This window comes from Amycolatopsis sp. NPDC049159 (assembly GCF_040648295.1).
In the GTDB taxonomy this organism is placed as follows: domain Bacteria; phylum Actinomycetota; class Actinomycetes; order Mycobacteriales; family Pseudonocardiaceae; genus Amycolatopsis; species Amycolatopsis pretoriensis_A.
Map to the genome: position 1 here is coordinate 248182 of NZ_JBEZDL010000010.1, position 14518 is coordinate 262699.

The following is a 14518-nucleotide window of genomic DNA, read 5'->3' on the forward strand; positions in this document are numbered from 1 at the left end:
GCAGACCGTCGATGCGGCGCAGAACTGCCAACGCCACCCTCAGTCCCGGCGAGCTGAGGCTCAGGCCTCCGTCGCGGGCTCGTCGCTCGATACCTCGAGCACCATGGTCTTCGAGGTGAAGGGCCGGAACCCGGTGGGAAACGTGGACTCCAAGAGACCGTCGCCGTCCCGTGGGGCCGTAACGACGATCCCCGGCAGGGCTTCGGGGTCGAGCGGATTCGTTGCCCAGGGGTTGAGCAACAAGGTCAGCCCTTCGGCGAAGGTCTCTTGCTCGTCGGGACGTTCGCCCACAACGTAGGCGAACTTGGCGGGGCCGGCGGAGTTCGGCGTGTAGTCGTAGCAGGTGCCGACGCGCACGAGCGTGGTTTCGTCGTTGCCGAGGCCCTGTTCGACACCGATGCGGTTGAACTTCCCGATGGTGTGGGAGTTGCTGAACAGCACACCGGCGAGGGCGGCGGCTTCGGGCTGCTTGAACAAACCGCTCGGAAGGGGTTTGGGCCTCGCCGACCAGCGGTGCTCAGTCAGTTCATGCTGGCTGATGGCGAGATTACCGACTTCGTCGTGGCTGAAGGTCTGGTCCAAGCCGTAGAGGTAGCGGGCCAGCAGGCCGTCGGGGTGGATCTGAGCGTGTTCGCTATGGAAGGCACCGACGGCGATCACGAAGGGAACGCCCTCGACGTGTGGCAATTGCCAGTAGGCACGGCCCTTCTCGACACCGTGCGTCAGTTTCCGGCGGAGAGCCTTGCCGAGCTGGAAGACGAACTCCTGATCGGCCGCGTCCGGGTCGTCCGGCAGCCACGACGGTGCCACCTGCGTGCCGAGCGGCCGCGAATCCTGGGCAGGGTTGGTGGTGGTCACTTCGATCGCGACCGGGTGGTCGCCTCGGACGACGAAGTCGGGTGCGGGCGCGCTGCGGTCGAGCGGGAGATCCTGCTCCTCGAGGTAGGCGAAGAGCGCCAGTTCGAGCACGCGCGGGGAGAACCCAGTCGACTGGAACTCCTTGACGAAGCTGCCGTCGACGTCGACGAAGTTCTCGAAGATGCCGTTCATCAGCGCCCGGGCGGCTTCGTGACCGGGGCCGGTGGCCGCTTGTGCGAACAGGCGGTCGAGCCGGTCTGCCGGGACCACCGCGCTGAACAGGTCCCGGAACTTCTTGGTCATGATCGCGCTCCTGTGACGGTCGGCTGACCGGTTTCCTTTACCGACCCTACCTGCCAACCTGGGGTGCTTGCTCCAGGACGACGATCGCGTCGGTCGGCCCCCGAAGACCCAGCAGGTGGATCGCCCCTTGGCCGATATCGGCATGGCACTCAGGAGTGCGCCTTCCCAAGCCGATCAACGATGGACTGCTCGGCTGGCCCTGGCACACAACTACGAGCTGACCGAGCTATGGCGGCAGCTGGAAAACTACGACGGCGCCGGCGGCTGTCGTATATGCATCTAGAGCTGCGGACGCGGAGGTTTTTCTTGTCAAGGGGTGGTCGCGAGTAGCGTCCACCGCCGGCGGGCACATGAGTAAATGGGGGGGGGGGGGCAGCTGTCTCGGAAGAGTGTCTGGAGGCGTTCAGGAGGAGGAAGTTGTCTGTCGACGACTAAGAAAGGGGTGGCAGCAATTCGACTGCGCCTGTGTGGTTGTCGCCGCAGTGCCGACCGGCGACAACCACATGTCGTCATTCTGGCGAATCTCTTTCCGCAGGCTGCGGATTCAGGTACTGCTCTGCGAGCTTCGCCAGGTGCATCGGCAGTGGACGTGACAGCGGGACGTAGTCGTCATGGAACCTCATTTGGTGCGTGATCGCTGCCCACGTCACTGGGGTGTCCTGCGATGGGCAACCCAGGACGGTCAATTCAAGGTACTGCGGGTTCCACGCCGTCACCGTGGCCGAGGGAGCCCGGCCAGGCTCCCGGCCGAGCTTGCGGAGCCCACGGGCAATCTTGGGAAAGGTGCTGGGAACGTCGGCCGTGCTCGCGAATACCCGATTGTCCAGCGAAGCGTCCGGCGACGCCCAGAGGCCGGTGCCGAAGCCGGGCGTGTCGTTGTCCTTCCCCGGCGCATACCACTGCGGGACCTCGTCCCTGCCGTTGCGGTCGCGTAGCAGGACAACCCGCAGGTGCTCGCCGAAAGCGCCCAATCGTTGATCCGGTTCTCTCGCGAAGCCGAGCATGTCCCGCACCAGGGTGCGATTGCTCAGCCACCGCCACGAGTCCCGCATGTTTCCGGCGTTTGCCATCAGGAGTGTCGGCCGGTCCCGGACCTGGAAGAGAATGGCGCGCACGCGCCGTTCCACGTCGGTGCGCTCGTCCTCGGCCGTCGGAGGCCGCCACAGAGCGTTGGGTTCGGCATCTGAGCCGGCCGCGAGCGAGACGAGGAAGTCAGCGTAGGGAATCCAGTCCTGCGCGCGGTCGTCCCAGGCCCGGACCGGATGTTCCGGGTCGGCGGGCCGGATTCGCACCGCGACGAGGTGCCGACTGGAGCGCTTCGTCTGTGCGGTGGCCTGTTTGCGCGCCACCCACAATGCGACGTACTGGAGTTTCTGCGGAACTCCCGTTCCTGCCCGGTGCGCTGGCGCTGACGAGGCGCCGAGCTGGCGGAGCCCGTCTCGGCACGCGGCGTCGGCACGGATCGCTTGATCGTCGGCGTCGTCCTCGGCGATCTTGATGAACTGGGAGAGCCGCCCGGTGTCCGCGAACCCGAGGCGCAAGGCGAACTTCGGGTCTGTTCCGGGGCTGGTGAACCGATCGGGACCGGGGATCTCGACCAAGGCGAGGCCCGGCCGTCCCGTGCGAAGAGGAAACCGCGCGGCGACGGACGCTCGTCGTGCGCGCTGGGCCTCATCGGCCCCGGTGCCTTTGTCCTGCACGTCCGGCGGCGCTTTCAGCGCCGTGGCGAGAGAACCGGACTCGGACAGCACGAGGTCGACGTCGAGGCCATCCACGGACCAGCGGCGTAGGTTGCCTTCGCCGAGATCAGTCACCCCGAGCAACTCGGCGAGCTGACGCAGCAGATGCTCGCGGGTCTCCGGGTAGACGGTGACGATGTCGACGTGCAGAGGCGCTCCCGCCAACGCAGCGCGCAGCGTGGCCCTCCGTGCGGACACCGCTCGCATTTCGACCGTCGCACGTCGAGCAGTGTCGTTTCTAGGCACCTTCGGGAGCATGACTGGCTTGGTGACGCGGAACGCGCGGGTCAGCGATGGCACCCGGCGGAGCCACGGACGAAGCCCGGCCTCGACCCACTTGTCGAGGTGAGCCCGTTCCCCGGGCATCAGGCCGGCACCGATCGTGTGCTTTCCCATCATGGTGCTGTGGACCACCGCCGCGGCGACGTCACCTTGTCCGTCCAACCAGGCGCGCGGGTCCGCGATGAGGTCGTCGGGTTTCGGGAACCGCCGGACGATGTCGAGATCGTCGATGATCTCCACGGGGCTCTGGCCTCGCCACATACAGCGCCCGTCGGAAGGGGAGAACTTCATCGCATTGCCGACGAGCCGGACACGGCGCTTCCCGGTCTCTCCGTCCCAGGGGAACGGCAGGTCGAACAGGACAGTGGCGCCGCGACCGCGCGGAATCCAGACCGGGGTGCGGGTCACCCACCGGCGGATTCCCGACGACACGTGCACCCGGAACGAGGGCGCGAACGGGACTGTGTGGAGCGTGATCCGCAACCGAGCCGAGTAGTGGTGGTCCTGGCCGTTCTTCCGGAATGTCTGAGGAGGCCACGACACGAGCTCGGCCCCGTGCTCGAGCCGGACTGCCCGAAACCACATGTCCGTATCCTGCCCCTCGGCACGGAAAGGACGTTCTGCCAGGCGTAGAGCCAGCAGTTCCGGCAGCAGTGCGTAGAGCCGTTGATGGGGTGATGCCGTCCCGCCCGGGGAGATGTCGGTGCCGGACAGCTCCACCGGAGACGTTGACCACTCCGGTTCGGTCTGCCGGACGGCGTCGAGCACGCGGCGGGAAGCGGTTTGGTGCTCGGTCTCGGGCCGGAGCGCGGCGACCCAGCTCAGGAACGCGGGGAGGACGACGTCAGTCGGGAGCGGCTCGCGTGCGTAGAGCCACGGCACGGTGCTGTCGGCAGCGGCGCCGCGTCCGGTCGCGAGTACTCCCGGCGCCACGGCGCGAAGAAGGCCGTCGAGTTTCCGGATGGGCAGCCCGGCGAACGGATCCCGGCTGCGCCAGCCCAGTGCGCACAGGTCGGTCAGCTCGCTTCGCCACTGCTCGGCGAATGTCGTTACGTGGAAGTCTTCAACCCACGGGCCGGCGCTGGGATCGGGCTCGTACGCGCACGGCGTGATCAAGGAGTGCATTCCGGGTTCCTGTCGTTGAGGAGACGGTCCAGCGCCGCCCAGAGCGGCCGATAGAGTGCGTCGACGATGTAGCGGTCGTGGGCCGGCACAGTGGAGTCCGGTGTCAGGTAGGGCGTCAACACGGCGTGGATGTTGTGCAGCAGGCTGGTCTCGGGCGTCTCGTCGGCCGGCCTTCCCGCGGCTGTTTCCGGGGCGAACGCGGCGTCGACGAACACGACCCGGGCGGGCACCCCGCCGCGCACCAGCCTGCCGATGACCTGCCAGATGAGCACCAGCAAGTCCCACGTCACCGAATCGCGGTCAGACCCCAGCGAGGTCCAGGCGAGCGATCGGGCGAGGGCCCGGTACCAGCGACTTCGTGCCTCTTTGCGGAGTGCGAGGGCACCTTTGTCCAGATCTGCCGCTTCGCTCAGCCGTTCGGCGAACTCGGCGGTTTCGGCGAACCGCACCAGCCAGTCGTTCACCGTGTGGACGGCGAGCCCCAGATCGTCGGGTCGGGGGTTGGGCCGAGCCAGGAAGAAGACGCTGCCGATGGCGGCGACCTTGTCGTCGTTCAGGATGTTGTGCCCGCGCTCGACGGCGAGCAGCGGTGCCACGAGCACTTCCGCATCGGTGTGGCGAAGGGTGTCGACATCGCCGCGGCGCAGAACAGGCGCCTGCATTTCGTCGTCGCTTCCGATGGTGACGTCGACGTCGTCCGACACGAGCCGCAGTACCCGCCCCCGCCACCGCGGGCTCAGGGTGTGCAGTGCGTTGGCCGCCCGTTCGGCTTCCTCATAGCTGCCGACCAGCAGGAGGATCCTCCGCCGGGCATCCGGCCAGCGGCGAAGCTCACGCTCCAGGATGCTGCCGTCGTGGTCGTGCTCACCCAGACGCGTCACCATCCGGCTCAGGACGTCCGGTCGCTGGTCGAGACCGGCGCCGGACAGCTGCAGCGCTTCGGCGCCGCGTCCGCTCCGGAGGAATTCGAAGCGCATTTCGGTACCGTCGACCACGGCTTCGACGTGTTCTTCCTCCGGGAGCAGGATGGTGCCGACGGGCACCGGCACGTGGTAGCGGCTGGAGCTGCCCGCCCAGCTGCTCCCTGACATCAAGAGCACGTTGGTACCAGGACGGCCGTCCACTAGGGGAAGCTCCGGCAGCGCACGGAGCAGCTCCCGTCCGATCCCGCTGCACCGGAAGTAGCGCAGCTCTCCGCTCTGAACTCCGTGCCTCGGCGGTCCGTCCACGATGAACTGGAAGCCCAGCACGTTCCCCATCGGCGCTTCCGGGACGATCGGGCCGTAGTCCGGCGGCCGCTGGTACATGTCGTTGAAGCCCAGTTTCAGAACTGATTCCACCCGCGGCCACATCGCGTTCATCAGGGCCAGCTTCGGTTCTAGCGCAGAGAGCAGCAGGGTAAACTCGAACTGGCGCCGTTTCTCGTCCAGCCAATCCGCGGGATCCGGTGCTGGCTTGTGTCGGCGTCCTGCCGGCCCGGGTCGCCCTTGATCCTCGTCGTAGGCCAGTTGCAACTCGGACAGCTTCGAGGGCAGGTCGAACAACTTCACCAGGAAGTCGCTTAGTTTCCGCCGGGTCGCAGGCTGGCGCCCGGTGGTGAGCAGTTCGTTGACCAGCGCCGTGAGCTCCTGGTTGGTGGCTCCCGCGCGATCCCCGAACGGGTTGTCACGGAAGTCGTCGAGCAGTTCCGTGAGCTGTCGACGGGGCTCGTTCGCGTCGACCATATCGTCGGGGTAGCGTTCCTCGATCAACCGGAGCTGCAAGGTCCAGGCGCTGAAGTAGCCCGTGCGTACCCAGTCGCGGAGGCCTCGGTCGGCGACCAGCATCGCGTACAACCTGTCGGTCGTCGTCGTGATCGTGTTCACCGCAGCCGTCCAGTCCTCGACGTCGTGGTGGGACAGCTGCGTGCGGGCGCCCTCGAACAACTCCCGGTTCTTGTGGCTGACCAGATCGTCGAGCAGCGACCTGCTGTCCGAGCCGCCGACGAGGGCGACCGCGGGGGCGAACATCCGGTCGAGCTGCATCTGCACGCGGTCGGCTTCGTCGATGATCACCAAGTCGCTGCGCCGGCAGGCGGCCTCGAGGTAGCGGATCTTCTCGGCGTTCTGCGGCCGCGGCACCGAGGCGTCCACTAGGCCGGCCGGGGTCGAAACCCAGATGGTGGCCGAGACCAGCTCGTGCGCACCGCGGTGCCGCGGGCACCCCGCCCAGTACGGGCACGTCACCGGCGCCGTCGACCACTCCCGTTTGGCGTCGGACCGAACGGTGCGACGGTGCAGGCGAGTGCATGGCGCCTGGTTGAACGCGAGGACGTCGTCCGGGTCGCCGATGAGGGCGTTCACCGTGCACGAGGTGCTGAGGTACCCGAACCCGGCGTCGTCGTGGGCGAGGACGTTCGCCTCGCCGCGACCGGTGAGCCTGCGGTGCATGCGCTGCGCGTGCCGTTCCTTTCCGGACGCGCCTAGGACAGGTGCCGCCTTGCCGCCGGTGTGCACGTTGTAGAGCCTGACCAGCGCCAGGGTTTCGGCGACATCCCCGACCACGACGGTGATCCGGCGTCTTTGCCGGGCGAGGTGCACCGTCAGCACGTCGCGCAGCGTGCTCTTCCCCGCACCGACGATGCCGAGGAGGTGCTCGACGCCCGCGATCGTGAAAGCGCCGTCAGGGCGGAAGGTCGAGTCGCCCTTCGTGCGGAGCCGGACCGAACGCAGTCGGCGCGCCCAGTGGTGGCACTCGACGGCGTCCATGCTCTCCGCCGTCGTGATCAAGTCGTTCCAGACCACGGTTATCGGTTCGCCGTTGCCCGTCGGACGGAGGTCGACGTCGTGGGCGGCAGGCCGGGGGAGGTGCCCGGTGTCGGGCAGGTCGACGCGTACCGTCGCCCGCCCGGCCTGGAACCGGTGTGGCCCGCGTCGGGCGAAGGTCGCCGGGCGCCCCTCGAACGGCGGCGCCGCGGCCAGCAGCCGGCCGTACGAGGCGAACCGGTCATCGGCGATGCCTTCGGTCGGCAGCCGGACGATCCGGACGTCCGGCCGCGGCACGTCGAAGGCTCGGAACTTCCGGGCCAGTTCTTGATAGGTGGCCAAGGCATCGTGCCAGGCGGTGCGCCGGCGCAACGTCCAGAGCGTGAAGCGCGCCGAGCGAAGTGCGGTCGTCGCCTCCTCGGTGCTCGCGAGCCCACGGCCACGCGCGTACGGGATGCCGCAGAACAAGACCCAGGCCCCGCCCGCAGCCTCGTCGGGATTCGTTCTTTGGTGGAGCAGCAGGCCCAGTTCGACATCGCACAGCAAAGCCGCCTGCTCTTTGCGGAGGCCTGCTTCTTCGAGGTCGCGCAAGACAGGCGCGAGCACGACTCCGGGGTCACGCATCATGGTTCCTTTCGAGCGCGCCGGCCAGCAGTTCGCTCTCGGTTGCGAGAACGACCCGCGAACCGGGCGGGAGGTTGTCCGCGAAGGCCTGACGAGCAGCCGGCGCGGTCATCGCGGAACCATCCGGGATCACTGCGACGTCTACGCCGTCGGCTGCGGCATCGAGGGCCAACGCGGACGGAACAAGCCGGTCGTAGCTCCGAAAAGTCAGTGGATCCTGGCCGGGAAAGCAGACTTCACGGCGTTGCGTGGGGCGATCCACCGTCCGTACCGGGACTCCCGTCGATGTGAAGCCGTCGAGAACCCGGATGTCCAATGTGGATGGTAACGTGACAAAGAGTCGGAGCGCGGGATGGAGCAGAAGCACTCGGGCGGCCGGGAATCGCTGCGCTGTCCGGCCACCTGGTGGGCAGGTCTCCCGCTCGCACCACCTCATGTCTTCACCCGCAAGATCGTCCGTCCGGGCGGGGAGTCCACAGTCGCACAGGGCGACCCGGCCCCGGACGATCCACGCTGCCGAGGCCGGCCGGTAGAGGGGTTTGACGAATTTCACGACGTGCGCTTCCCTGGGATTCTCCATGAACAGCTTCCGCTGGGTGTCCGGTCCGACGAGTACATGTGACTGCAGGAATCGAAGCCGTTCTGCAGCCTCACTGTCGGAAAGATCGGCGAGCGTCTCCGTCATGATCTCGTCGGCGACGGCCGCCAGCCCGGCAAGCTCGGCGCAAGCCCGGGTCCGGGTGCGGTGGACCGGATCGACCAGGGCGAGACCTCTGTACGCAGGCCCGAATGGAGCGGGCCAGTGCTGCGCCGTGAGGTCCGTGCACCACCGGATGAGCTCCGGTATTCCGGCCGGGGGCGTGCGTTCGTGGTCGAGGCAATCCCTGACGACCAAGTCCAGCGCGTACTGGCTCTCGTCCGGGTACGGCGGGACCGACGGCCCCGCACTGTCGCGATCGGACAGAGCGTTCACGCCGCGGGCGACGTGGTGGAGCAAGGTCGTCACGTCCGTCATCCTGCACCCTCGGTCGTTTCCTTTGCGGTGCACCACTGGGCCACTTCACATCCGGAACAGTGGCGTCCTGGCACGGGGACGAAGCTGTCGTCGTTCTGCCAACTGCTGAAGGACTTGCGTACCACGGTCTCGGCATGCGCGAGCACCTCCGGCGTTCTCGGGTCGAGCGTGTAGAGGTCGGCGCCCGCCGGACGGAGCACCTCCAGCTCGACCCGGCCGATCCCCAGCCCGAATTCGGCGCGGGCGGCGAGGACCGTGGCGAGGGCGAGCTGTGGGTACTGCTCGATCCATGGTCGTGTCCCACGGCGCCCCGAGGCGGAGGTCTTGACTTCGCGCCAGACCCAGGCGGTCCCGTCGTGATAGAGGAGGTCGGGCTTGGCCAGGACGACCGTGTCGGCGTCGGTGTCGTCGAAGACGAGGTCGGGTTCCACCCGGAGGTCCGCGGGCTTGCTCGTGTGGCGGACCGGGCAAACGACCGCGTGGTGGCGAAGGAGCACCGCGCCGAGTTTCTGGTCTTCCTCGGTCAGGCTGAAACCGGGAGGTACCCAGTCCACGGGGATCCGGGTGTCGCAGCGGCACGCGGTTCCAGCGTGCCTGTTCTCGAGGTACCGGTGCACGGCTCGCCCGCGTTCGGCGGCCGGCCCGCGCTCGACCTGCTGGTCGACGGGCAGACGCTGTCTGCGGCCGTAGTCACGAGCCGGGCAGGTGGCGTGGTTGCGCGCCGAAGTGGCGGACCAGCTCCGACGGGGACGCCGGCGGTTTCGGACGCCGAGGAGGCCCGGGGTCCGGCGAAGTTCCGGGCACACCGCGGCGAACGGGCAATCCGCACACGCAGCACCCGGCCGGTAGACGACGGGGTCTCCGGCGTCGACGAGCTGGGCGAGCGCCGTCCGGCCCGACACCGCGTACAGATCGAGTGCGGCCTGTCGCGAGCCGTCGAACAGGATGGCCGAACGGCCGTCAAGCATGCCGAACTGGCGGATCGTGACGTGCTCTGGTGGTGTGCCCGGGCCGCCGGCCGCCAAGACGAGCGCGGCGACCGCGATCTCGGCATCGGTCCTCGCCCGGCCGTCGAGGCGGTTCGCTGGCAGCCGCACCTCACGCAGGGTGCCGTCGGCGGATCGGTAGCAGCGACCCCAGACGGTGATCCGGTACTGCCGCGCTCCTCGCTGGTCAGGCTGGGTGAGCACGGTCTCGTAGACCCATCGCTCACGCAGAGGCTTCAGCGCGTCGTCCTCACCGGGCGGGAACGCCTTGCGGTAACCGTCGACGGCATGGTTGGTCCACTGCCGGACCGAATCGTGCATCGAGCGCCTGGCAACCTTCGCGAGGGCGTCCTCGACGGTGGCTCCTTGGTGCTCGACGAGGTCGAGCACGTCCATGAACGGGCCATTCGCGAAGGTCTCCAGCACCTCTGGCTTGCGCGGCACCGGTGTGTCGGCCCGGTAGCGCGGCCGGGCCGCCAGTGCGTCGCGCGCCGGGCAGCGATACCGCGCTGGCCCGAGCATCCCGACCGAGACCTTGATCAGGCCGGAATCACCGGACACCCCGGCCGGGGGGCGCCATGACGTCATTTCTTCCTTCTTCCGTGAGAGCATTCCGGGATGTTTCATCCGGGTGAGGTAGTCGACGGCCGCTACGTTGTGGACGGCGTACTCGGGAATGGGAATTCAGGCGAGGCCTACCGTGTCCGGGACCGGCGAACAGGGGAGCACCTCGTACTCAAGATCCAGATGCCCCGCCTCTTCGAGGACACCGCCAGCTACGAGGAATACGGCAACGAGATCCTCAACGAGGGGTCCGTTGGGGGTCAGCTGAGCGAAGTACCGGGCCTGGTCCTGGCTCGCCCCGGCGGCGACCACATCAAGCGGCAGTACGTGGTCATGCCGGACGTCGGTGGCCGCGACCTCGTGGATTTCGCGGCCGATGAGGGTGCTGTTTCGTCCTTGCGAACGGCCGCGATCATCGCCCAGCTGTGCGGAACCCTCGGTGAGTTGCATGCGCGGGAGTGGCTCCACCGCGACATCAAGGCCGAGAACACGCTCATCGCCCCTGACGGGCGTGTTTGGCTGATCGACCTGGGCAGCGCGGTTCGGCGCGACGTGGCAGCCACGCCCCAAGGCACCGTCGGGTATTCCGCGCCGGAGGTCATGCAAGGTGCTCCGGCGACCGTGGCGTCGGACGTGTTTTCGCTGGGTTGTCTGCTGTTCAAGCTGGCGATCATGAATCTTCCTTATGCCAACGAGACAGGGCTTCCTCCGGCCCCGGACCCACCATTCCCGGACCGGCTGAGGGCCGAGATCGCGGCGCTTGCACCGCAACTGCGCGCAGTGGGGTTCCGCATGATCGCGTGGGACCCCGCCGATCGCCCGCAGAGTGCGGACGAAGTCGCCGGAGAGCTGGCCGGGCTTCTCCCGGGCCCCGCTGCGCCACCCCGGCCGGGCCGCGAACCCGACCCCGTGCTCAGGTACTGGCTGGCGCGTCATCAGAACGCCTCCTGAGCCTTCGTCAGGACGTTGTCGATCTGTTCGAAGGCAGCGGTGTCGCCGAGTTCGTCGTAGAGCGCGCGGGCGCGGCGCAAGGCCTGTTCCTCTTCGTCTTGGCGGCCGTCGAGCCGGAGAACTTCGGCCAGGCGAACCAACGTCCGAGCTTCGTGGCTTCGCCGGGTCAAGGACCGGTAGGCGGAGATCGCGACGTCGTAGGTCGCGGCGGCCCGTGGCAGGTCTCCGCGGTCCGCGTGCACGTCGCCGAGCACCACCAGCACGGCGGCTTCGGCGTTCACATCGCCGACCTGGGCGAACCGTTGCCGGGCTTCTGAACATGCCTGCGCAGCACGATCGTGCTCGCCTTCGGCCAGTGCGACCCGCGCGAGGCCGCTGAGCGCGTCGGCTTCGCCGGTCTCGTCGGCCAGCCGTCGGAACAGCATGTGGGCCTTCTCGAACTCGGCGTGGGCACTTGGGTGCTCGTCGCGCGCCAAGTAGATGGTCGCTAGTCCGAGGTGTCCGTAGGCGAGGCCGCGCTCGTCGCCGGCCTGCTCGCTCAGCCGGACGGCGTGCCGTTGCGCGCCTTCGGCCAGCGTGTACTGCTTCATATTCCAGCGAGATCCACCGAGCATGCGGTAGACCATTGCCTCGTCAGCCGGGCCGGCGACCCGCCCTGCTGCTTCGGCCGCTTCGCGCAGATAGCGGTCGGCGTCGGCGAACTTGCTTCGGCGCCACTGGTAGGTCACCAGCGTCATCGCCAAGAGCCAGGTGTACTGGTCGGCCCCGCTCTCGACCGCTGCGCGCAGGGCAGCGGTGATCGTCGAATACTCAGCATCCAGCCAGCTCATGGCGTCCTGCGCACTCGGCGGCACCGCCACCTCGCCCTTGGCCGGCGTCGGTATGGGCAGCTCCCGGTCGGGCACGAGCGCCCGGTCGCAAGCCCAAGCGTGGTGAAGGAGGTACTCGAAGGCGGCCGAAGCGACCTCCTCGATGCGACCTGGCTCGAGGAGGCCGGCGAGCTCGAGCCCGTAGTCACGGACGAGGTCGTGCATCGCGTACCGCTCATAGACCGGCTCGTCGAGTAGATGTGCCGCGACGAGCTCCGCGATCTCGGCGGTACAGGTCCTGCCCACCAGGTCCGCGGCCGCGTCCAGGCTGATCGTCGGGCCGGGGTGCAGCGCGAGCACGGCCCACAGTTCGGCGGCCGCGCTGGTCAGCCCGTCGTGGGAGTAGGACAACGCGACCCGGACGTCCAAGTCCGGCTCGCGCCCCAGGGAAAGTGCGTCGAGCCTGGTCTTGGTCTCGCGGAGTGCGTCGCGGATGGAGCGAACCGCGTCGGCGGGGTGCCTGGCCAGCCGCGCGGCCACCACGGCGAGGGCCAGGGGGAGTCCGCCCACCAACTCCGCGATTTCGCCGACCAGGTGCCCGGCGTGGCGCATCCTGTCCGCACCCAGCGACCCGGACAACATCGCGACCGCTTCTGGCCGCGCCAGGGGCCGCAGAACGAGAGGCCGCGCCCCCTCCCGGGCGATCAGGCTCTCCAAGCGGAGGCGGCTGGTGACGACTACGGAGCACCCGGCTCCAGGGAGCAAGGGCCTGGCCTGGGCGGAATCCCGGGCGTTGTCGAGTACGACGAGGACTGCCCGGCCCGCGGTCGCCGTTCGGAAAGTCGTGATCAACCCGTCGAGAGTGCTCGTAGGTGCCTCGACGTCGAGGTCCTTGAGGAACCTCGCCAGGATCTGCTCGGGGTTTTCCGGCGAGAGCGCACCGAATCCGTTGAGGTCCGCGTACAACGTCCCTCCCGGGAACGCGGCGTCTTCGACACCCTTGGCCCAGGTGCGGACCAGGCTGGTTTTGCCCACACCCGCCATGCCGGAGACCACGGCGATACGAGTGTCGCCGTCGTCGGTCGAGACGAGTGCTTCGCTCAGGGCGTCCAGTTCCGCCTGCCGCCCGACCAGCACCGGGTCGCAGCCGGGGAGTTGATGCGGAACCGCGGCGAGCGGTGCGGCGGTCGGTGGCGGCGGCCCGAACCGGGGCCGGAGTTCGGCCAGGCGGCCTTGCGGGTCGCCGTGCTCCCGGATGTGCCCGTCCAGGAAGGTTCCCGCCCGGGCGCCCGATTCCGCATCGGCCAGGACGTCGGTGGCCAGACTCAGCAACGGGACGTCGTGAGGCCAACGACGGACGATGTCGTGCACCGTATTCCGAAACCCTTTCATATCGCCGCAGTCCGACATCGCTTGAAGGAGCTCGCAAGAGGCCGCTCGGTGCAGGTCGTCCAGGTATTCGCGTTCCCGGCTTAGGTCGAACTTCTCGAGATCCGCCTCCATGAGCGGCTCGGACCGCCATTCGGCGAGGGTCTTCCGCAGACGTTCCACCCGGTCTTGACCCTCGAGCCGTTTCGCCTCCGTCAGCCCGCTCGTGAACCGGATGAAGTCGACTGACCAATCCGAAAGGTCGATCATGCACTGCTGGTTCTTGTTTCTGGGCTTGACCGCCGGCAGCCGTTCGCCGAGCGCTCGACGCGCCTCGCGGACCCGATCGAGCGGAGCCCGGTCATGCGGCCAGAGCCTGGTCACGATCTCGGTGTGGCGCATCGTGCGGTTCGGAGCGAGGACGAGAACAGTGAGCAGGCCTTTGGCGATCGGCGACGATATGACGACATCGCGGCCGTCGACACAGACCACCAAGGGGCCCAAAAGGCGGATTTCCATCTACCCCTCTTGACAATCGGGAAGATTTGTTCGGCGACTGGGTACGACCGAACCGATGCCAGATCCTCGCACCACTTCGCATCCGGTGGCCAGCGCGTCGACCCACGTCCGACCCACGTTCGCCCCACGACCGCGGCGAATACCCGGCGCCGCACACCTGCAACGATGACGTGACCTGCGAGAATCCCAGCAGGAAAGATCAGGATATTGAAGATCAAGGAGAACCAGGTGCAGAAGATCCGTCATTCCCAAGGTGTGGCCGGCCGATTGGGCGACCGCCGGCCGTCTTGGCCGCCGCGTCAGGGTCGGCGCTCCGGCCGCCCGACGACCCCGGCACGCCCCAAGCCCGCGTCGTCGTTCCGGAGCTGCCGGACCGTTTGAGAAGCAGTGGTATGTCGCCGGGTCGGCTGCTGTCCTGGTGGCCGACCCGACGCATCCCACACCCGCAGGCTGGGACCGCCGGAGATTGGTGCTAGGCAGGTGCGACGGCCCAGGTGAGAAATCTTCGGCTAGCGGTGATTCTCCGGCAATGATCAACAGATCGCTGAGCCTGCACCCCGCCTTTCGTGTCTTCGAGCTGCCCTTGTGGCTACGACGCCCCGAGGAGCCGGGCTTGCCCGCACCCGTGACG

The 14518-nt window shown here is 68.0% G+C and carries 8 protein-coding genes; 2 read left to right on the forward strand and 6 right to left on the reverse strand.

The genetic code is table 11. From position 1 onward, the window contains the following. Nucleotides 1–60: 60 nt before the first annotated feature. Nucleotides 61–1161 carry a hypothetical protein gene (locus AB0B33_RS20500; RefSeq protein WP_360773955.1) on the reverse strand — a complete coding sequence of 367 codons (1101 nt, stop codon included), beginning with the start codon at nt 1159–1161 and terminating at the stop codon, nt 61–63. 67 nt (nt 1162–1228) lie between these two features. On the opposite strand from AB0B33_RS20500, the gene AB0B33_RS20505 reads away from it, so the two are divergent. Further along, complete coding sequence (locus tag AB0B33_RS20505) at nt 1229–1444, forward strand: hypothetical protein (RefSeq protein WP_360773958.1); 216 nt, start codon at nt 1229–1231, stop codon at nt 1442–1444. Between the two features lie 226 nt (nt 1445–1670). On the opposite strand, the gene AB0B33_RS20510 is transcribed toward AB0B33_RS20505, so the two are convergent. Genes AB0B33_RS20510 through AB0B33_RS20525 form a run of 4 tightly spaced genes read right to left on the reverse strand, consistent with a single transcriptional unit; the run spans nt 1671 to nt 10288 of the window. After that, nucleotides 1671–4307, reverse strand: a complete 2637-nt coding sequence (locus AB0B33_RS20510) for a DUF3962 domain-containing protein (RefSeq protein WP_360773961.1) — start codon at nt 4305–4307, stop codon at nt 1671–1673. Beyond that, nucleotides 4295–7678 carry a hypothetical protein gene (locus AB0B33_RS20515; RefSeq protein ID WP_360773964.1) on the reverse strand — a complete coding sequence of 1128 codons (3384 nt, stop codon included), beginning with the start codon at nt 7676–7678 and terminating at the stop codon, nt 4295–4297. Before AB0B33_RS20515 ends, AB0B33_RS20510 begins: the two co-directional genes overlap by 13 nt. Further along, nucleotides 7668–8690 carry a hypothetical protein gene (locus tag AB0B33_RS20520; RefSeq protein WP_360773967.1) on the reverse strand — a complete coding sequence of 341 codons (1023 nt, stop codon included), beginning with the start codon at nt 8688–8690 and terminating at the stop codon, nt 7668–7670. The genes AB0B33_RS20515 and AB0B33_RS20520 overlap by 11 nt, the downstream gene beginning before the upstream one ends. Next, nucleotides 8687–10288, reverse strand: coding sequence for a PD-(D/E)XK nuclease family protein (locus tag AB0B33_RS20525; RefSeq protein WP_360773970.1), 1602 nt, complete (start codon nt 10286–10288; stop codon nt 8687–8689). The genes AB0B33_RS20520 and AB0B33_RS20525 overlap by 4 nt, the downstream gene beginning before the upstream one ends. Nucleotides 10289–10294: 6 nt before the next feature. On the opposite strand from AB0B33_RS20525, the gene AB0B33_RS20530 reads away from it, so the two are divergent. Continuing rightward, a complete protein-coding gene (locus tag AB0B33_RS20530) occupies nt 10295–11191 on the forward strand; it encodes a serine/threonine-protein kinase (protein ID WP_360773972.1) in 897 nt (298 codons plus the stop codon). Here the strand turns inward: AB0B33_RS20530 and AB0B33_RS20535 are convergent. Then, nucleotides 11176–13887: a tetratricopeptide repeat protein gene (locus AB0B33_RS20535; protein ID WP_360773975.1), complete on the reverse strand. Its 2712-nt coding sequence runs from the start codon at nt 13885–13887 to the stop codon at nt 11176–11178. The genes AB0B33_RS20530 and AB0B33_RS20535 overlap by 16 nt on opposite strands. Between the last annotated feature and the right edge of the window lie 631 nt (nt 13888–14518).